Origin of the sequence: Methylorubrum rhodinum (genome assembly GCF_014199935.1) — a bacterium.
GTDB classification, from domain to species: Bacteria; Pseudomonadota; Alphaproteobacteria; order Rhizobiales; family Beijerinckiaceae; genus Methylobacterium; species Methylobacterium rhodinum.
Genome location: NZ_JACHOP010000024.1, coordinates 35046 through 53074, shown reverse-complemented (window position 1 = coordinate 53074; position 18029 = coordinate 35046). Strand labels below are relative to the sequence as shown.

At 68.2% G+C, this 18029-nt stretch carries 19 protein-coding genes; 12 read left to right on the top strand and 7 right to left on the bottom strand.

Annotation, left to right across the window (positions count from 1 at the left end; translation table 11 throughout):
• Window positions 1-83 precede the first annotated feature (83 nt).
• The 4 genes from HNR00_RS20905 to HNR00_RS20890 all read left to right on the top strand — a co-directional run bounded on the left by HNR00_RS20905 (window position 84) and on the right by HNR00_RS20890 (window position 1617).
• Entirely contained in the window at window positions 84-335 is a 252-nt protein-coding gene (locus tag HNR00_RS20905; protein WP_183572661.1) for a DUF4926 domain-containing protein, read from the top strand.
• A 332-nt stretch (window positions 336-667) separates the two neighbouring features.
• The gene (locus HNR00_RS20900; protein WP_183572659.1) at window positions 668-877 is read left to right on the top strand and encodes a cold-shock protein; all 210 of its coding nucleotides are present in this window, start codon (window positions 668-670) and stop codon (window positions 875-877) included.
• Between the two features lie 102 nt (window positions 878-979).
• On the top strand, window positions 980-1348 hold the full coding sequence (locus tag HNR00_RS20895) for a DUF6481 family protein (RefSeq protein ID WP_183572658.1): 369 nt from the start codon (window positions 980-982) through the stop codon (window positions 1346-1348).
• A 71-nt stretch (window positions 1349-1419) separates the two neighbouring features.
• Window positions 1420-1617, top strand: coding sequence for a hypothetical protein (locus HNR00_RS20890; RefSeq protein WP_183572657.1), 198 nt, complete (start codon window positions 1420-1422; stop codon window positions 1615-1617).
• Window positions 1618-1684: 67 nt separating this feature from the next.
• Here the strand turns inward: HNR00_RS20890 and HNR00_RS20885 are convergent, their stop codons facing one another.
• Together HNR00_RS20885 and HNR00_RS20880 are read right to left on the bottom strand one after the other, a co-directional pair.
• Window positions 1685-2026 carry a hypothetical protein gene (locus HNR00_RS20885; RefSeq protein WP_183572656.1) on the bottom strand — a complete coding sequence of 114 codons (342 nt, stop codon included), beginning with the start codon at window positions 2024-2026 and terminating at the stop codon, window positions 1685-1687.
• A gap of 259 nt (window positions 2027-2285) precedes the next feature.
• Window positions 2286-3656: an AMP-binding protein gene (locus HNR00_RS20880; RefSeq protein ID WP_376770402.1), complete on the bottom strand. Its 1371-nt coding sequence runs from the start codon at window positions 3654-3656 to the stop codon at window positions 2286-2288.
• A 275-nt stretch (window positions 3657-3931) separates the two neighbouring features.
• On the opposite strand from HNR00_RS20880, the gene HNR00_RS20875 reads away from it, so the two are divergent.
• Complete coding sequence (locus HNR00_RS20875; RefSeq protein WP_183572655.1) at window positions 3932-5218, top strand: ATP-binding protein; 1287 nt, start codon at window positions 3932-3934, stop codon at window positions 5216-5218.
• A 256-nt stretch (window positions 5219-5474) separates the two neighbouring features.
• Complete coding sequence (locus tag HNR00_RS20870; RefSeq protein WP_183572654.1) at window positions 5475-5837, top strand: response regulator; 363 nt, start codon at window positions 5475-5477, stop codon at window positions 5835-5837.
• Between the two features lie 112 nt (window positions 5838-5949).
• Here the strand turns inward: HNR00_RS20870 and HNR00_RS20865 are convergent, their stop codons facing one another.
• The 3 genes from HNR00_RS20865 to HNR00_RS20855 all read right to left on the bottom strand — a co-directional run bounded on the left by HNR00_RS20865 (window position 5950) and on the right by HNR00_RS20855 (window position 8600).
• Entirely contained in the window at window positions 5950-7038 is a 1089-nt protein-coding gene (locus tag HNR00_RS20865) for a GSCFA domain-containing protein (RefSeq protein WP_183572653.1), read from the bottom strand.
• 10 nt (window positions 7039-7048) lie between these two features.
• Entirely contained in the window at window positions 7049-7918 is an 870-nt protein-coding gene (locus tag HNR00_RS20860) for a WcbI family polysaccharide biosynthesis putative acetyltransferase (protein WP_183572651.1), read from the bottom strand.
• Between the two features lie 277 nt (window positions 7919-8195).
• Window positions 8196-8600 (bottom strand): hypothetical protein, encoded by a 405-nt coding sequence (locus tag HNR00_RS20855; RefSeq protein ID WP_183572649.1) that lies wholly within the window; start codon window positions 8598-8600, stop codon window positions 8196-8198.
• Window positions 8601-8830: 230 nt separating this feature from the next.
• Here HNR00_RS20855 and HNR00_RS20850 point away from each other — a divergent pair, with 230 nt between their 5' ends.
• Window positions 8831-11002, top strand: a complete 2172-nt coding sequence (locus tag HNR00_RS20850; protein ID WP_246390867.1) for a tetratricopeptide repeat protein — start codon at window positions 8831-8833, stop codon at window positions 11000-11002.
• Between the two features lie 9 nt (window positions 11003-11011).
• Here HNR00_RS20850 and HNR00_RS20845 read toward each other — a convergent pair whose 3' ends face one another.
• Together HNR00_RS20845 and HNR00_RS20840 are read right to left on the bottom strand one after the other, a co-directional pair.
• Complete coding sequence (locus HNR00_RS20845) at window positions 11012-12655, bottom strand: acyl-CoA synthetase (RefSeq protein ID WP_312886091.1); 1644 nt, start codon at window positions 12653-12655, stop codon at window positions 11012-11014.
• A 152-nt stretch (window positions 12656-12807) separates the two neighbouring features.
• A complete protein-coding gene (locus tag HNR00_RS20840; RefSeq protein WP_003599068.1) occupies window positions 12808-13002 on the bottom strand; it encodes a hypothetical protein in 195 nt (64 codons plus the stop codon).
• A 268-nt stretch (window positions 13003-13270) separates the two neighbouring features.
• On the opposite strand from HNR00_RS20840, the gene HNR00_RS20835 reads away from it, so the two are divergent.
• The 5 genes from HNR00_RS20835 to HNR00_RS20815 all read left to right on the top strand — a co-directional run bounded on the left by HNR00_RS20835 (window position 13271) and on the right by HNR00_RS20815 (window position 17755).
• A complete protein-coding gene (locus tag HNR00_RS20835) occupies window positions 13271-14998 on the top strand; it encodes an ArnT family glycosyltransferase (RefSeq protein ID WP_183572645.1) in 1728 nt (575 codons plus the stop codon).
• On the top strand, window positions 14995-15753 hold the full coding sequence (locus tag HNR00_RS20830; RefSeq protein WP_183572643.1) for a glycosyltransferase family 2 protein: 759 nt from the start codon (window positions 14995-14997) through the stop codon (window positions 15751-15753). The genes HNR00_RS20835 and HNR00_RS20830 overlap by 4 nt, the downstream gene beginning before the upstream one ends.
• The gene (locus tag HNR00_RS20825; protein WP_183572641.1) at window positions 15747-16094 is read left to right on the top strand and encodes a lipid-A-disaccharide synthase N-terminal domain-containing protein; all 348 of its coding nucleotides are present in this window, start codon (window positions 15747-15749) and stop codon (window positions 16092-16094) included. The genes HNR00_RS20830 and HNR00_RS20825 overlap by 7 nt, the downstream gene beginning before the upstream one ends.
• A gap of 5 nt (window positions 16095-16099) precedes the next feature.
• Entirely contained in the window at window positions 16100-16570 is a 471-nt protein-coding gene (locus HNR00_RS20820) for a DUF2721 domain-containing protein (protein ID WP_183572639.1), read from the top strand.
• Window positions 16571-16723: 153 nt separating this feature from the next.
• Window positions 16724-17755: a hypothetical protein gene (locus HNR00_RS20815; protein ID WP_183572637.1), complete on the top strand. Its 1032-nt coding sequence runs from the start codon at window positions 16724-16726 to the stop codon at window positions 17753-17755.
• The last annotated feature ends 274 nt before the right edge of the window (window positions 17756-18029 follow it).

Here is an 18029-nt window from a genome sequence, read left to right as displayed (position 1 = left end):
CGGCTTCGTCCGGCATCCCGGCGCCTCGTCAGCGCCGGGCCGCACGGTACGTTGAGGCCTTTGCCGCCGGGAGGAGGACTCGCATGACGCGCGAAGCATTCTACCATTTCCGTCAGGCCGCGCCGCTCGACACGTTCCGCGAACTCGACCGCGTGATGCTGACGGCCGATATCGCGACCGATGACGGCGCGACGATGCCGGCGGGCAGCGAGGGCGTCGTGCTCAGCGTCTACCGGGACGGCGTGGCCTGCGTGGTCGAGTTCGCCGAGCCGGTCAGTGCGCTGGCGACCGTCCCGAGTGCCGCCCTCCGCCTCGTCGCGCGTGCCGCCGCTTGAGCGCACGGCCTCGGTCGAGCCTGTGAAAGGTCGCGCGCCGCGCGTGCGCACCGTGTGCAAAGTCGCACCCGACGATACAGCCCGCTTCCTCACGGCCTCCCCATGCCGCTGACGATGATCATCCTCAAAAATCGCCCAATAAAAATCCTGCCTTGCTAAATTTTCATTTGGGGCGCATGGTCCGCGTCATCGATACGAGGCCGGATTCTCTGGGCCGTGACGCCTCCGCAGGGCGGTTCTCTTTTTCCTTCGTCATCGATGATCTGTATGGGCTCGGCGCCAAGTGGCGCGGAGGCTCTCGACACGTACCCTGCGGAGAACAAGGAACTTACATGCAGACCGGCACCGTCAAGTGGTTCAACGATCAGAAGGGCTTCGGCTTCATCCAGCCCGAGGACGGCTCGAAGGACGTGTTCGTCCACATCTCCGCCGTCGAGCGCGCCGGCCTGCGCGGCCTCGCCGAGGGCCAGAAGGTCTCCTACGTGATGGAGACGGATCGCCGCTCCGGCAAGCAGTCGGCGGGCCAGCTTCAGGTCGCGTGATCCGCGCGCCGAACGCTTGACATTCGAAGCCGCTCCGACCGGGGCGGCTTCTCGCATTTGTGCCGCGGCCCACCCCGAGCCCGGCCCGACCAAGGATCTTACGTGAGCTTCACCAAGCAGAACTCGTTCGACGACCGTCGCCAGACTTCGGCCTCCGCCCGCGAGGCGATGCTGGCCCGCTTCCGCGCCCGCCCCACCGGTGACGATCCGGCCGTGCTGGCCCGCCAGGAGGAGCGCCGCGCCATCGCCGCCGCCCGCGAGGAGCGTGCCCTGGAGCGCGAGACCCAGCGGCGCCTGGAAGCCGAGCGCGTCGAAGCGCTGGCCGCCGCCGAACGCGCCGCCGAGGCCGAGCGCAAGGCCGCCGAGATCGAGGCCGCGGCCGAGCGCGCCCGCCTCGCCCAGGCCAAGCAGAAGGAAGAGCGCGACGCCCGCTACGCCGCCCGCAAGGCCAAGATCAAGCTGCGGCGCTGAGCGGCTCTCGTCCCGCGGGTCGCAAGCCGGCCCGCGGACGCTCGTCCCCACGACCCCTTTCGGAGGATCCGATGTCCCACAAGTTCAAGATCGGCCAGCGCGTCCGCCGCACGCCCACCCACCAGACCGATACGCGCCTCGGCTTCGGCGAGGTCGGCGAGATCGTCCGCCTGATGCCCGACGACACCACCGGCGAGCCGTCCTACCGCATGCGCTCCGGCATGGCCGAGCGGGCGGTGCGCGAGAGCGAGATCAGTCTCGCGCCCTGACGGGCAAGCCGGCACGAAAAAGGCGGACCTTTCGGCCCGCCCGTCACCGTCCCGCAATGAAACGCCGTTAAAGCTCCGGCTCGTTGAGCACGTAGGGGCCGATCCGGCTCTTGAGATCGACCGGCGCGCCGGGGCGGGGCCCCGCATCGTCCATGTCGATCACCGGGATGCCGCCGGCGCGCATCCGTTCGCGCAGGCGCGCGGCCAGCGCGGCGATCTCCGGGCTGGCGCGGCCGGAGAGCTGGAGCAGGATGGCGGCGGGGCGGGCGATCACGGCCAGCACGTCGTCGGCGGCCTCGATCGAGGCGGTGACGCTCGCGTAGCCGAGCCCCGCGAGGTCGGCGGCGAGAGAGCGGTCGACGGCGCGGCGGCCATCGTCGACGACAAGCACTTGTTGCAGCGCACCCATAAGCTTCAGCGTTATCCCATGTGGCACCCCGTGTGAAGGGGCACCGACGATAACCCACACGGTCACGATTGGTTCGCCGACCATGGAGACGGGGGAAGCATGGGCGCCGCGGGATGAAACGGCGATGAACTGCGCCGCACCATCGGCCGGCGCGGTCGAGGGGCCGCCAGGATAACCCGGCAAATGCCTGCATGCGAACGGGTTTTCCGGCCGCCGTGCCGACGCCCCGCATCGGGCCGTGCCGCCCGGCCGGCGGCCTTCACGCGGGCGCGAAAAAAACCGATTCCGGTGGATCGGCCTCCACCCGGAGCGCCGCCACGTCGATTCCGGTGGCCAGCCCCGCGAACAGGATCGTGGCGTAGGGGGACGCGCGCCACGCCCCCGGATCTGCGGTGCGGGGCGCGCCCCGCTGCAGTGCCGCGGAGGCGCAGGCCTGACCGCGGAAGGCGAGTCGCCCGTCCGCCTCGTGGCGGATCTCCATCAGGCCCGCGGGCAGGGCGAGCCGCTCGGGCCGGCCGAGCACGACCGAGACGTCGCCGGGACCGCCGCGCCGGCCCGAGACCAGCGCGGTCTCGTCGAAGGCGACCGCGTCGATCACCGTTTCGAGGCGCAGGGCCTGGTGACCGCCCGGCGCCCGGTTGCGGGCGGGCAGGCGCGCGGGTGCCCGGTGCACGAAGGTGGCCGAGCGCAGGTCCGGCGGCAGCTCGCGGCCGGCGAGGTTCTTTTCCAGGAAGGCCGGGGCGACGAGGTGGGTCGGGCCGGCGCGGCGTAGAGCCGCCGCGAAGGCGGCCCCGTCGAACAGCGGCAGCACTTCGAGGGTGGCGCCGGCGACGATCGCCGCGGCGAGCCCGGTGGCGAGGCCGCGCAGGTCGTGCGGGCCGATCAGGCTGAGGATGCGCTCGCCCGGCGCCACGCGGGCGGCGACGAGATGAGCGGCGGCCGCCGCGACCAGCGCCTCGCCCCCGCGGAAGACCGGCCGGTCGGGATCGCCGCCCGCGAAGCTGACGACGCCCGCCGGCGCGGGCGGATGGTTCGGGGCGGGCCCGGCCGGACCGTCGAGCACGAAGCGGTCGAGGTTGATCACGCCGTCCGGCACGTCGGGGCCGAAGGCCGCGAGGTAGCGCAGGCCGAAATAGCGCATCGCCACCGTGCAGAGCCGCTCGGCCGGGGCCGCGGCCCCGAGGCGCGCCTGGGTGAGCACGGCGGCGAGCCCCACGTTCTGCGCGGCGGCGAGAAGGCGCTCCTCGTCCCAGGAGACCGGCAGCATCACGGCGACGTGGCCCGCCGCCTCCACCGCCAGGATCGCCAGCACGCTCTCGGCCGAGCCCGGCAGGCACAGGCCGATGCGGCTGCCCGCGGGCAGGCGCCAGCCGCGCAGGCCACGGGCGAGGCGCTCGACAATCTCGGCGGCGGCCGCGTAGGTCCAAGTGATGGCGGGCCGTCCGCTCCAGGCCGGCTTGTCGGCGGGATCGATCACCGCGATCCGGTCGGGATGGTGCCGGGCGGTGGCCGCGAGCAGGGTGCCGAGGCCGAGGCGGCGGAGCGGCGTGTGAGCCGGCGTGCCTGCGGGCGCCGGCTGGACGGCGTCCCCGGTTGGTGGCTCCTGCGTGATCGCCCGATGCGCCGACACCGCGCTTGACCCTCGATTCCCGTCCGGTGTGGGGCCGGTATGGTTAAGCAACCCTTAATCGCGGACGGAAAGGCGCGTCCCGCCCGGATCCTCGCGCCGTTCGGGGCGACGGCCTCCGGCGGCCGCACGGCCCCAAAAAAGTCGGGACGATCGCGTCAAGCCGGCGCCCTGAGGGGGGACGGGCCCGGACCGTCGTGGGATCTCTGCGGGATTGCCAAGGGCTCCCGGGCGCGGCACCAATGGTCTGCGCGGTTCCGGCCGGGGGAGGGGGATCGATGCTCGACGGTCTGCGGCGTCTGTGGGAGGTCGAGAACCTCTCGCCCCACGGCATCTGCCTCTTGTGGCGGCCGGAGCTGATCTGGACCCACATCGTCACCGACACGCTGATCGCCCTCGCCTATTTCTCGATCCCGATCGCGCTGGCCACCTTCGTCTCCCGCCGCCGCGACGTGGTGTTCGGCTGGGTGTTCTGGTCCTTCGCGGTGTTCATCACCGCCTGCGGCGCCACCCACCTGATGGCGATCTGGACGCTCTACGTGCCGGATTACGGGCTGGAGGCGATGGTCAAGATCGTCACCGCCGCGGCCTCCATCGGCACGGCGCTCGCCCTGTGGCACCTGATGCCGCGCGCGCTCAGCCTGCCCTCGCCGACGCAGCTGCGCCGGGCCAACGAGGCGCTGCGCGCCCGCATCAGGGAGCGCGACCAAGCGCTGGCGGCGCTCAAGCAGGCCAACGACGAGCGCCAGCGCGCCGAGGCGCTGCTGCGCCAGTCGCAGAAGATGGAGGCGGTCGGCCAGCTCACGGGGGGCGTCGCCCACGACTTCAACAACCTGCTCAGCGTGGTGCTGGTCAATCTCGACCGGGTCGAGCGCGGCCTGCCCGGCGACAGCCGGCTGCTCGCCCCCCTGCGCGACGCCATGCAGGGCGCGGAGCGGGCGGCCTCCGTGACGCACAAGCTGCTGGCGTTCGCGCGCAAGCACCCGCTCTCGCCGGTGAGCACCGACGTGAACGCCCGGATCGGCTCGTTCGCCGAACTCCTGCGCGGCACCATCGGCGCCAAGATCCGGCTGGTGACCGACTTCGCGCCGGGACTGGCCCCGCTCGACATCGATCCGAACCAACTCGAGAACGCGATCCTCAACCTCGCGGTGAACGCCCGCGACGCGATGATGCCGGAGGGCGGCACGCTCACCATCCGCACCCGCCCGCTGGACGGGGGGGCGGGGGCAGGAGAGGGCGCGGGAGAGGGTGTCTGCGTCGAGGTGTCGGATACCGGCGCCGGCATGCCGCCGGAGGTGGCGGCGCGGGCCTTCGAGCCGTTCTTCACGACCAAGCCGCTCGGCCAGGGCACCGGGCTCGGCCTGTCCCAGGTGCTCGGCTTCGCCGAGCAATCGGGCGGGTCCGCCGCCATCCTGGCGGGGCGCGCGTCGGGGCGGGAGCGGGGCACGACGGTGCGCCTGTCCTTCCCCGCCGCGCCCCGGTCCGCGCCGGCCGCCGCCGTCGCCGAGCCCGCCGCGCCCTCGGGCCTCGATTTCGGACCGGGCTTCGCGGTCGCGGGGTAGAGCATCGGCCCGAAAGCCGGGAACCGGCTTTCGGAAAAATGCCGATGCGGCACAAAAGCTTAGAGGGCCGTCCTGGCTACCCTATCCAGGACGGCCCTCTAGGAAATCGCCCCGGACACGGAATCAGGAGCGATTCTCCGGGCTCCCGGGCCGCATCGGCTTTTCCCGAAAGCCGGTATCCACCTTTCGGGCCGATGCTCTAGACCTGTCCGGCGGCGGGGTGCACGAAGACGAGAGGCCAGGGAGCGAAAGAAGGATGTCCGACAAGCGGACCGTGCTCGTCGTCGAGGACGAGGAGATGCTGCTCAGCGCCGTGTCGATGGAGTTCGAGGACGCCGGGTTCGACGTGCTGCGCGCCGGCACCGCGGAGGAGGCCTACGACCTCCTGCAGGGCAAGGCTCAGGTCGACCTCCTGTTCACCGACATCCGCCTGCCGGGCCAGCTCGACGGCTGGGACCTGGCCGAGCGCGCCCGCGCGATGCAGCCCGACCTGCCGGTGATCTACGTGACCGGCTACAGCACCGAGGAGCCGCGCCAGGTCGCCGAGAGCGTGCTGATGATGAAGCCCTACCGCATGACCGCGATCATCGGCGCGGCCCGCCGCCTCGGGGTCGGCTGAGGCCGCTCCGCGCTCGGGCCCCTGGCATCCGGGCTCCGCTCGACCGGATCCGCGCGCGAATTCCTGCACGCTTGCCTGCGACGCGTCGGGATCCGCGCCGCAGGGAGGCCCGTCACGCCGTCACGCGGCCCAGGCCACTGCGCTGCAACGCCTTCTCGATGACCTCCTCGTCGCAGACGACGTCGTTCGGTTCGTTGGAAAACGATACGAGCGAGGGGGCGTCGTCGCGCCGCTCGTCGGGCCGTATCGCGTCGGACTGTATGAAGTGATGCTCGAAGACGCGCATCACGTGATCGACGCCGATCCTGTTGACCTGCCTCAAGTCGTCATCGTAGTAGCGCCCGCAAGAGGCCGCGGACGTGATGATCTCGAAGCTCGGGAAATAGATCACGTCCTCGAATGTCTGCTGCGCCTCCTCGGCGGCGACGCGCAGTATCGATTTACTCAACACCGTCGAGGTGAGCACGTGGCGACGCTCGAACGTCGCGGCGAGGGCGACGGGTGATACGGTCAGGAGGATCTTGACCGTCGGATTGATGTTTCTGAGCTTCTCGATCAACGCGTGCAGGTCCCGGCGCACGTCATCGATCCCGAAATTCACGAATTCGTGCCGCGCCTCATCGAAGCGTCCGCCGGCAACGCCGGGGGCGGTCGGATAGACGCTGCCGTCGAGCGTCGACCGCCATGCCTCGGTCAAACCGAGCGTGAAGACGAGCCAGTTGCTGCCGGTGAACATGTCGCGCACCGCCCGCAGATGGCGGGCCCGGTCCTCGCGCAGATCCTCGACGGTCGCGAAGGGGGACGGGCTGATCTGAGGCCGGAAGGGATCGACATACCCGCCATCGGGATGCTCCCACGCATCCTCCGTCGGCGTGAAGGCATCGAAGGCCCGGTCGAACAGCTGAAGGCACTGCCTGACGGTGTAGACGTTGCCGTATCGAGCCGAGAACACGCCGTAATTCTCTTTGAGGCGATCGGCAGGACTCGCATCGGCCGGCCCGGGCTCGACGACGTAGTAGTTCAGGCCGAGTTCGGAGATCTTTCGGCTGATGTGCTGCGCGAAGCAGCTGCCGATGGTCGCGACCTTGTCGGACGCGGTGATGAAATCCGATCTCGTGACCGGATCGATGCGACCGGGATGCAGGCTCGGCATCGATCGGGACCAGAAGCAATAGTCGGGGAGGTCGCGATAGGGATGCATCGGATCGCTCTTACTTGCCGCGCAGGGCGTCGATGGTGATGGCCGGGCCTTGCAGGGAGCCGTTTTCCTTCGTGAGTCCCTGCTCCTCGTATGTCTGGTAATGAAAATCGATGAATTCTTCTAGATTATTGAATCTGACTTTGTTTTTTTCAATCCAAACGTAGCTCGAAGGAACCGCATAGTAATCACCGATGGCAGGATAGATCGGCCACAAGGTGCCGGACAACGTGTCGATCGTGTTCAGCTCGGCCTGCAGGAACGACTTTTGGCCCGTCAGCTTGACGGCCACGATCCTGGCGATCTGGTCGAGGACGAACCCTTTCGGATGGTTGATCGTATACATGAAGACGCCCTGCCTCTGAATCTTGGGGAAGAACGAGGCATAGTCGAGTTCGCTCTTCATGAAGGCGCGCTCGATCGCCGATTTCTGCGACCGATAATAATCGAAATAATTCAATCGCGAAAAGACATCCCGATTGAAGAACGACGCCGTCTCGTCCCGTGAAATGCCGTGCATGTAGCAGAGGGCAACGATCCGAGAGTGGTAGGCCGGCTCGAATCTCTTGCCGTTGAGTGGGCCGCCGCCGCGTCGAATGAGATAGGTCGAGTCCGGATGAAAGCCGCGAAAGGACATCGATGCGAAGGAGATGAGCTGCGGCCGCCATCCGCCCTCGTTCAACGCATCGATGTTCGGAAAGCCCTCGCTCGAAATCCAGACATCGGCCTCGGCGACGGTCGGGTTGTTCCTGTTGAAGAAGGCCGGGTTGCGCGCCTGCGTCGTATGGACGGGTGAGATCTTATGCTCCGGGAAAAGCTGAGTCAGTGCACCTGCAATACCGCCCGTCTGGCAATTGCTCGTCACTATGATGTTTTTCTTCATTCGAAGCCTCGTAACTTTATCCCGATACCCTCAATCCGGCACCGTTGCCATCGATGTTGCGACGAGGCAAGCGCGGGCGGGTCATGCTGCGAATGACCGGTCAGATCGCCGGAGTCGTGACAGATCACGTCGGGTCACGCAACGCGGCCGTCGGCAACCGTCCCTCGTCGAAGGGCGGCCCGTGGGGGATCAGGTCTTGCGGGCCGGTGCCGCCGATCCTGCCGGACGCAGGGACGCGGCCCGCCGCCTCGGCGTGGGGTGAGGCCGCCGCCCGGCGTCAGTCGAGGCAGAGGGAGAAGAAGAGCTGGCGGATCCGCTCCTTCTCGGCGAACCCCTCCGCCCGCGGGTTGAGCAGTTCCGGCCCGTCGGGCACCCGGCCGAAGAAGCGGCGGCCCACATCGACCACGAAGCCGCGCTCGCCGAGATACAGCCCGTCCTGGTTCTTCACGTTGACCGCGCCGCAGATCCACGCCTCTGTTCCTTGCCCTGTCCCTTGCGCCCGCCGCAGGGTCGTGACCTTCGGATCGAGCGCGGCGAAGCGCTCGGCGATCAGCGCGAGGACGATCGCCGCGTTCTCCTGGCCGATGGCGGCCTCCGACCCGTCCTCCACGGTCTGGGCCCGCGCCGGCAGGGCGAGGACGAGGCTGAGCGCGGCCGAGAGGGCGAGGAGGGTGCGGGGCATGCGGCGGTCGGCGGGATCGGAAGGGCAGCGGCGGCGGCTATCCTACGGGCTGGAAGCGGGGCCGCCGAGGGCCGGAGGCCGACCTTCGATAAAACTAAGCAAGTGGACGGATCGAGGACTTCGAGAGCGATGCCGAAGAAAGCCCACTGCCATCGTTTGATGCGGATTTGAGCCTGCGCTTGCGACAACCTTGGCGAGCGGTATCATCGAGCCGTTCGTAGGCGGCGGCGATGGACTGGCTCGGAAAGCTCCTCGATATGGTGACCGGCGGCCTGCCCTCGGCCGCCGCCGGCCTGTGCCCGGATCATCTGAAGCGGCGATGGCTCGCGCGGCTCGGCGACGCCAATCCCTTCGCGTCGATCTCGGCCAACCACGACCTCGTGCGGGCGACGCGGCTCGCGTGGATCGAGGCCGCGCTGGAGGTTCTCGACGAGGCGCGCCAGCGGGCCTGGGATCCGGAATGGCGCGGAGCCGCCGCCGACATCGAGCGTTTCGAGACCGAGGCCCGCGAGCGGCTGCTCGATGCCCGCGACCTCGCGCTCGACCGGCGCCGGGAACCCGTCGCCTCGCCCATCGACGCGCACGTGGACGCGATCGTCAACGGCGTGCCGGAATTCGTCGCGCCGGGCCGCGACCCCGGCCTCGGCGACGCGGTCACGGCGGCCTTCCCCGGCGTGCTGGCGGCGCTGGCCGGTTGGCCGCCGGAGAGCGTGCCGGCCGTGTTCGGTCGGATTGCGGCGGCGGGGCTGCCGATGCCGGGGCAGGGCCCGAACCGGGCGTTCGGCGAACTCGTCTTCGCCGCCTTCGCGGAAATCCTCAAGGATCCCAAGAGCTACCCGCAGGCGCGGGAGGCCTTCTACATCGCCATGGACAAGTTGGCCCGCGACCTCGGCGAGGCCACGCTCGCTTCCGTCCGGGGGCTCGACGCGCGCTTCGAGGCGACCCTTACGCGTCTCGACGCGCTGTCGCTGATGCGCGAGGGCGCGGCGCGCCACCTCGCCCTGCTGCCGGGCATCGACGCCAAGCTCGACGAGGTCCTCCGCCGCGTCGCCCACTTGGAGAGCGTGCCGCTCGACGCGCTGCGCGGGATCCTCGCCGAGATGGGCGAGGGAGGGCAGGGCGCCGACGCGGCGGAGATCGAGCGGCGCCTGCGCGCCAAGGCCGCGGAGTTCAAGGCGCTCACCGACCGGCTGAACCGCCTCTCGAACGACGACCCGGAGGTGGCGCGCCTGCGCACGCGCGCCGCCGCCGCGCTGCAGGCCGGCCGCTTCGTGGAGGCCGACGGGCATCTCGCCTCGGCCGAAGCGCGCGACCTCGCCGGGCTCGACGACCTCGAAGAACTGGCGCGGCGCAAGCGCCTCTCGGCGGCCGAGAGCCGGGCGGAGCGCGCCGCGGCGGCGATGCTGCGCCCCAATCCGGACGCCTACCGCGAGGCCGCCGCGCATTACGCGGAAGCCAGCCGCATCGCCGCTCCGGCGGACGCGGCGATCGCCCGGGGTTATGCGCACCGGCAGGGTCTGGCGCTTCGGATGCTCGGCGAGGAGTTCGGCCGCAATACGGCCCTCCGTGAAGCCATCGAGCAGTTTCGATCGCTTGTCGGATCGTCCGACAGGGCCACAGATTCTCTCGACTGGGCCGCGATTCAGAACAACCTCGGCAACGCGCTCCAGACGCTCGGCCAGCGCGAGAGCGGCACCGAACGCCTGCAGCAGGCCGTGGACGCCTACCGGGCCGCCCTGGAGGAGCGAACCCGCGAGCGCGTGCCCCTCAGCTGGGCCGCGACCCAGAACAACCTCGCCACCGCGCTCCAGACGCTCGGTCAGCGCGAGAGCGGCACCGAACGCCTGCAGCAGGCCGTGGACGCCTACCGGGCCGCCCTGGAGGAATACACCCGCGAGCGCGTGCCCCTCGACTGGGCCGCGACCCAGAACAACCTCGGCAACGCGCTCTCGACGCTCGGTCAGCGCGAGAGCGGCACCGAACGCCTGCAGCAGGCCGCGGACGCCTACCGGGCCGCCCTGGAGGAATACACCCGCGAGCGCGTGCCCCTCGGCTGGGCCGCGACCCAGAACAACCTCGGCAACGCGCTCTGGAAGCTCGGCCAGCGCGAGAGCGGCACCGAACGCCTGCAGCAGGCCGTGGACGCCTACCGGGCCGCCCTGCAGGAGCGAACCCGCGAGCGCGTGCCCCTCGACTGGGCGATGAGTCTCGGCAACCAGGGAGGCGCGCTTGCCACTTTGGCGGAAGGTCGCGGCGATCCCGCCCTCGCGCAGTCCGCGCTCGATCAGATCCGAACGGCCTGGGAGACGTTCGAGGCGGCCGGTCACGAGCCGTATGCCGCATTCTACGCGGCGGAGGTCGAACGGGTGAGCGCGATCCTGCAACGTCTGCAACCGGCGTGACGCGCCGTCTCACCCCTCCCGCGCCTTCTCCCTGAGCACGAACTTCTGCACCTTCCCCGTCGAGGTCTTCGGCAACTCCCCGAACACCACGTGGCGCGGCAGCTTGTAGGGGGCCAGCCGCTCGCGGCACCACGCGATCAGGTCCTCGGCCGAGACCTCCTGCCCCTCCTTCAGCTCGACGAAGGCGCACGGCGTCTCGCCCCATTTGTCGTCGGGCTTGGCCACCACGGCGGCGGCCGCGACCGCCGGGTGCTTGAACAGGGCGTCCTCGACCTCGATCGAGGAGATGTTCTCGCCGCCCGAGATGATGATGTCCTTCGAGCGGTCCTTGAGCTGGATGTAGCCGTCGGGGTGTTTCACCCCGAGATCGCCGGAGCGGAACCAGCCGCCCTCGAACGCCTCGCGGGTCGATTTCGGGTTCTTCAGGTAGCCGCGCATCACCACGTTGCCGCGGAACATCACCTCGCCGATGGTCTGCCCGTCGGCGGGCAGGGAGTCCATGCTCTCGGGGTCGCGCACGTCGAGGCCCTCCAGCACGGGGTAGCGCACGCCCTGGCGGGCCTTCTTCCGCGCGCGCTCGTCGGAGGGCAGGTCGCTCCATTCCTCGTGCCACGCGTTGACCACCGCCGGGCCGTAGGTCTCAGTCAGCCCGTAGAGATGGGTCACGTCGAAGCCGGCCTCTCCCATGGCGGCGAGCACCGCCTCGGGCGGGGGCGCGGCCGCCGTGAGGAAGTGGACCCGTTGGGGCAGCGGGCGCTTCTGGTCGTCGGGGGCGTTGAGCAGCGTCGACATCACGATCGGCGCGCCCGAGAGATGCGTCACGCCGTGCTCGGCCAGAGCAGCGTACATCGCCGGCGCCCGGACCTGTCGCAGGCAGACATGGGTGCCGGCCACCACGGAGAGCGACCACGGAAAACACCAGCCATTGCAGTGGAACATCGGCAGGGTCCAGAGATAGACCGCGTGCTGGCCCATCCCCGCCGTGATGACGTTGCCGAGCGCGAGAAGCGCCGCGCCGCGGTGGTGGTAGACCACGCCCTTCGGATCGCCCGTGGTGCCCGAGGTGTAGTTGAGCGAGATCGCGTCCCACTCGTCGTCGGGCATCGCCCAGTCGTGGTCGGGATCGCCGGAGGCCAGGAATGTTTCGTAATCCGTCTCGCCGAGGGCGGAGCCTTCGCCCGTGAACTCGGGGTCGTCGTAGTCGATGACGAACGGCGTCACGCCCGCCTTCTCCAGGGCGCCGCGGGCGAGCTTCGAGAACTCGCGGTCGACGATGAAGACCTTGGCCTCGCCGTGATCGAGGCAGAAGCCGATGGCCTCCGCATCGAGGCGGGTGTTGAGGGTGTTGAGCACCGCCCCCGTCATCGGCACGCCGTAGTGGCACTCGATCATCGCGGGCGTGTTGGCGAGGAGCACCGCCACCGTGTCGCCCCGGCCGATGCCGCGGGCGGCCAGCGCCGAGGCCAGCCGCCGGGTGCGCGCGTAGAGTTCGCCATAGGGGCGCCGCAGGCTGCCGTGGACGACGGCGATGCTGTCCGGAAAGGTCCGGGCGGCGCGGTCGAGATAGGTCAGCGGCGTCAGCGGCTGGTAATTGGCCGGGTTCTTGTCGAGGTCCCGGTCATAGATCGTCTCTCGGATCGTCTCGCGCGCCACGGCGTCGCCTCCCATTTTTCATGAGATTAGACGAGCCTGAGAGGCGATCAACGACGGAAAAGGCCCCACGGGGGTCGGACCCGGGAGCCTTTTCGCGGTTCGTCATGGATTTTAGGTGGAGCGCGGTGGGCCGCTCGTCGCGGCCGACCGGATCAGCGCTCGCGGCCGCTCAGGAGCTTCTCCAGGGCGGCCAGTCCGCTGCGCTCGGCCGCCTCTTCCGTGGTCTGGACCCGGTCGGCGCGCTGGAACAGCTTGCCGTTTCGGCGGATCGCCCAGGTGAAGTGTCCCGCCGGGCGCTCGCAGGCTTCGATTTCGAGGGTGTAGGGGTTTGCGCTGTTGTTTGCCATGCGCGGGATATAGGGGCCTCCTCCCGATCCGGCTACCCGCCCGGCGCATGTTTGCCTTGCCCTGGGTTCGACCCTCGTGTGCGCGAGCGCACGAGCGGCAGGGGCCCGCGAGGCATTTGACAATCCCGGCGGGATCACCGACACGGCGCCCGGCCGGGCCGGGGCCATCCGTCGGCCGCGACGAAGGTCCGCCCCCGAGCCCGCCGATGCCCGTCCCCTCCCGCCCGCCCCGGACGCCGCCCCATCCCGGCGCGGGCGCCGCCCGTTCATGACGGCGGCCTTCGCCTCCGGCCCGCTCGCGCGCCTGCTGCGGACGGCGGACGGCCTGCTCGCCGCGGGTGCTGCGAGCGACAGACGCGCCTGCGCGCTGCTTCTCGTCCTCGGCCTCGTCTGCTTCCTGCCCGGGATCGGTTCGCTCCAGCCGATGGACCGGGACGAGCCGCGCTTCGCGCAAGCGTCCAAGCAGATGCTGGAGACGGGCGATCTCGTCGACATCCGCTTCCAGGCGGAGGCGCGCCACAAGAAGCCGGTCGGCCTCTACTGGGCCCAGGCCGCCACCGTCGCGGCGGCCGAGGCGCTCGGCGTGCCGGACGCCCGCACCGCCATCGGCCTCTACCGCATCCCCTCGCTGATCGGGGCGCTGGCGGCGATCCTGCTGACCTACTGGGCCGCGCTCGCCTTCCTACCGCGGCGCGGAGCGCTGCTCGCCGCCGCGCTGTTTTCCGCCTGCCTGATGCTCTCGGCCGAGGCGCGGCTCGCCAAGACCGACGCGCTGCTCGCGGCCTGCGCCACCGCGAGCTTCGGCGCGCTCGCCCGCGCGTGGCTCGGCCGCGCGACGCTGGAGCGGCGGCGCGGGCCGCCGGGCCTCGGGACCGTTGCGATCTTCTGGCTCGCCGTCGCCCTCGGCATCCTGATCAAGGGGCCGATGGTGCCGTTCTTCGCCGGCCTCGCGGCGCTCGTGCTGTCGCTGCGCGAGGGCTCGGCCCGCTGGCTCACCGACCTGCGCCCGCGGCTCGGCCTCGCGCTGGTGCTCCTCGTCGTGGCGCCGTGGTTCGCGGCCATCGCCTGGAAGAGCGGCGGCGCCTTCTTCGGCGAGGCGGTGGGACGTGACATGCTCGGCAAGGTCGGCGGCGCGGCCGAGAAGCATTGGGGCCCGCCCGGCGCCTACGCGCTCGCCTTCTTCGCCACCTTCTGGCCCGGCGCCGCCTTCGCCTTCCTCGCCGTCCCCTTCGCGTGGCGGCAGCGCGGCGAGGACGCGGTCGCACTGCTGCTGGCCTGGATCGTGCCGGCATGGCTGATCTTCGAGGCCTTGCCGACGAAGCTCCCGCACTACGTCCTGCCCTTGATGCCGGCGGTGGCGATCCTGACCGTGCTCGCTTTGTATCGCGGCGCCCTCGATCCGCGCCGGCCGGGGGCCGCGTGGGTCGCCGGCCTCGTCGTGCTGATCCCGGTGGGGCTGACCGTGGGCCTGAGCCTCGCCGCGTGGCGCCTCGACGGCGTGCTGCCGCTGGCCGCCCTGCCGTTCCTCCTCGCCGCCTGCGCACTCGCAGCAGCGGCGCTCGCCGCCTTCCGCCGCGGCGCGGGGGAGGGGGCGCTGGTGCTGGCGATCCTCGCCTCGCTGATCGTCTCGCCCGCGGTGTTTGGCCTGACCCAGCCGGTGCTGCAGAGCCTCAAGCTCGCCCCGCGGCTCGCCGCGCTCCGCGATGCCCTGCCCTGCGCGGGCGCCCGCACGGCGTCCTTGGGCCTGCGCGAGCCGAGCCTCGTCTTCACGCTGGGCACCGATCTCGCCATGCTGAACTCCGGCGCCGAGGCGCGCGATTTCCTTCGGGCCGGCGGCTGCCGCCTCGTCCTGGTCGAGGACCGCTTCGCCGACGACTTCGCCGCGACCGGCGATGTCCGAAAAAATCCGGTCGGGCGCGTCACCGGCTTCAACATCAACGGCGGCAAGCCGGTCGGGGTCTCGGCCTGGGCCGTGCTGCCGGGCGCGACCCCATGAGCGACACCCAGACCCCCTTGCGCCTCTCGGTCGTCGTGCCGGTCAAGAACGAGGCCGGCAACATCGCCGCGCTGGTCGCCGAGATCGGCCGCGCCTGCGAGCCCTTGAGCCCGTTCGAGGTTCTCTACGTCGACGACGGCTCGACCGACGGGACGCAGGCCGCCCTGGTGCTGGCGCGGCAGACCCACCCGTGGCTGCGGATCGTCCGGCACGATCGCAGCGGCGGCCAGAGCGCGGCGGTGCGCAGCGGCGTGCTGCGCGCCCGCGCGCCCGTGATCGCGACGCTGGACGGCGACGGCCAGAACGATCCGGCCTTCATCCCGGCGCTGTACGGCGCCCTCGTCGAGGGCGGCGCGCGCGTCGGCCTCGCCCAGGGCCAGCGCGTCGGGCGGAAAGGGCGCTGGAAGCGGTTCCAGTCCAAGGTCGCCAACGGCGTGCGCGGAAAAATCCTGAAGGACGCCACCCGCGACACCGGCTGCGGCCTCAAGGTGTTTCGCCGCGAGGTCTATCTCGGCCTGCCGTATTTCGATGCGCTGCACCGCTTCATGCCCGCGCTGGTCACCCGCGAGGGGTTTGCCGTCGTCCACCGCGACGTGATCGACCGGCCGCGCTTCACCGGCCGCTCGAAGTACGGGATGTTCGACCGGCTCTGGGTCGGGCTCCTCGACATGGCCGGCGTGTGGTGGCTGATCCGGCGGCGGCGCCCGGCGCCGCCGGCCTCAGAGGAAGAGCGCGAAGGCTCGAGTCCATGCTGATCCAGCTCGCCGAGGATCTCCCGGCCTATTTCTACGACGTGTTCGTCACCCGCTTCGATTTCTGGCTGGTGTTCGGCGTCGGCGCGCAGCTCGTGTTCGGCTCGCGCTTCATCCTGCAATGGTGGGCGAGCGAGCGGGCGGGCAAGAGTGTGATGCCGCTCTCGTTCTGGTTCCTGTCGATCGTCGGCGGGATCATGACCCTGGTCTACGGCTTCGTCCGGCGCGAGCCCGTCATCATCATCGGCCAGGGCCTCTCGACGGTGATCTACGTGCGCAACCTCGTCCTGATCTTTCGCGAACGACGCCGTGCCAAAGCCGCCAAGATGGGCGTGAAGGCCTGAGGGCCGTGTTCCCGCTCCCGCCCGAGGCGGGCAACCCCGACACCATCGCCCACATCATCCAGGTGGCGCTCGCCCCCGCCTTCCTGCTCTCGGCGCTGGCGACCCTCCTCAACGTGTTCTCGACCCGCCTCGGCCGCGTGGCCGACAAGGTGGACAAGCTCCGCGCCGACCTGATCGGCGCCGGCCCCGACGAGGCCGCCGCCCTCACCCGCCGCCTCGCCCATCTCCGCCGCCGCTCGCTCCTCCTCGACCTCGCCGTGATCCTGGCGAGCCTCGGCGGCGTGCTGACCGGCATCGCGGTGCTGACCCTGTTCGTGGGGGCGCTGCGCGAGGGCTCGGCGGCGTCGGTGCTGTTCGTGTGTTTTGGGTTGGCGCTGGGGTGTACGATCGGGGCGATTCTGGCGTTCTTGGGGGAGATTTTGTTGGCGGGGCGGGGGGTGCGGATGGCAGCGGGGTCGAGTGGGCGGGTACAATAGCGTCGGAGATTCGCCCCAGCTACTTTAGGCTTAACTTCGCGATCTTCGAAATTTCCCTTGGGTGTTTAGTTTCAGTCGATAAGGCGCACCAAACCGTCGCAACGCATTGCACCCGACTACCATCGGGCAAGGCTGGCATGTTATTCTACGAAAATGTTTCTTCGTCGCCTCTTTCGATCGCCAACCGTTGGCAACATCGCCGACTGGACATCGCTAGTTACGGTTGCTGTTCCTCTCATTGGGGGAGGCGCTTTCCTCACATGGGCAGCCTCATCAATCGATTTAGTGATGCAGCATGGTTGGGGGGCGGTCGTCTTTGTAAGCATCGGAACTATATGCCTCGTCGCACTAGCTTCCAGCGCTGCTGCATTCGCTTACAGGGCTATTAGACCTTTTAAATATACCAATCCTATATTAATAAATTCTTCTACTAATCACCAAAATAGCGACACATACATTCAAGCGGCAGAGAATTTCAAAAATCTACAACATAACATTGACTACTTAGCACTAGAAAAGATGAATCAGCTTGACCACGACATAAGTCGTATAGAAACTCACATGCTACTAATAGCAAAATCTCTTGGATACAACACGTCGGATTTGATATCTGCGGCGACGACATCAGAAAGCTTGAATCATAACATCACTGAAAAAATTACTATGTTAAGCAATAAAATAAAGGCAACTCATGATGATTTAATCAAAACTCACAAGGAATTAAATGTCAACATATCAGTGCTTCGCTCCGATGTGGTGACCCTAAATGAAGATCATGTAAAACTCAAGAAAGATATAATGTATATTTTGAGAGCAAAAGATGATCTGAAATATTTTGATGCGGGCGTAGAAGAAATTGATAGAATTGCAGAGCGCCTTACAGACCCTTTAAGCAAGTCAGAAATTTATGGTCAATGGCAAGATTGGGCTTCTGAGTTTGATAGATTGAAATCACGCATCAATCTAAACTGTCGCCACGCTGGATATTATGGTGGCGCCAAAAGCCAGATATTTGGCATAAATCCAGACTTATACAAAAGTCAAAACTGGAAATTTAATTTTGATGGAATGAGCGACGATCAAAAGCACGATTATAAAACATTTCGTATAATCATGAGCAACTTCGAGCGCGAAAAATCAGCAATGCGTTCCGTGATTTACGAAGCGGCACACGGCTCAGTGTGAGAAAAATTATACTTTAAGTTAAACAAAATTTACGAAGTGTTGAGCCAAATTTACTACATACAAAGCAACGCTACTACAAAGCTTGAAACAGACAGCCAAATCTTCAAACGGCAAAACTGCGCATTGCCAAGTTACTGGTCATTCGGTGTGCTGCTTCGAAATCATAATCTTGCGAAAGATTCTTGACAAAATTCCTATAATGTGCCAACTCTCCCAGCACCCACCACCCGCACGGGGGAGCGCTCCGGTGACCGACCGGGGCGTTCAAGTCGGG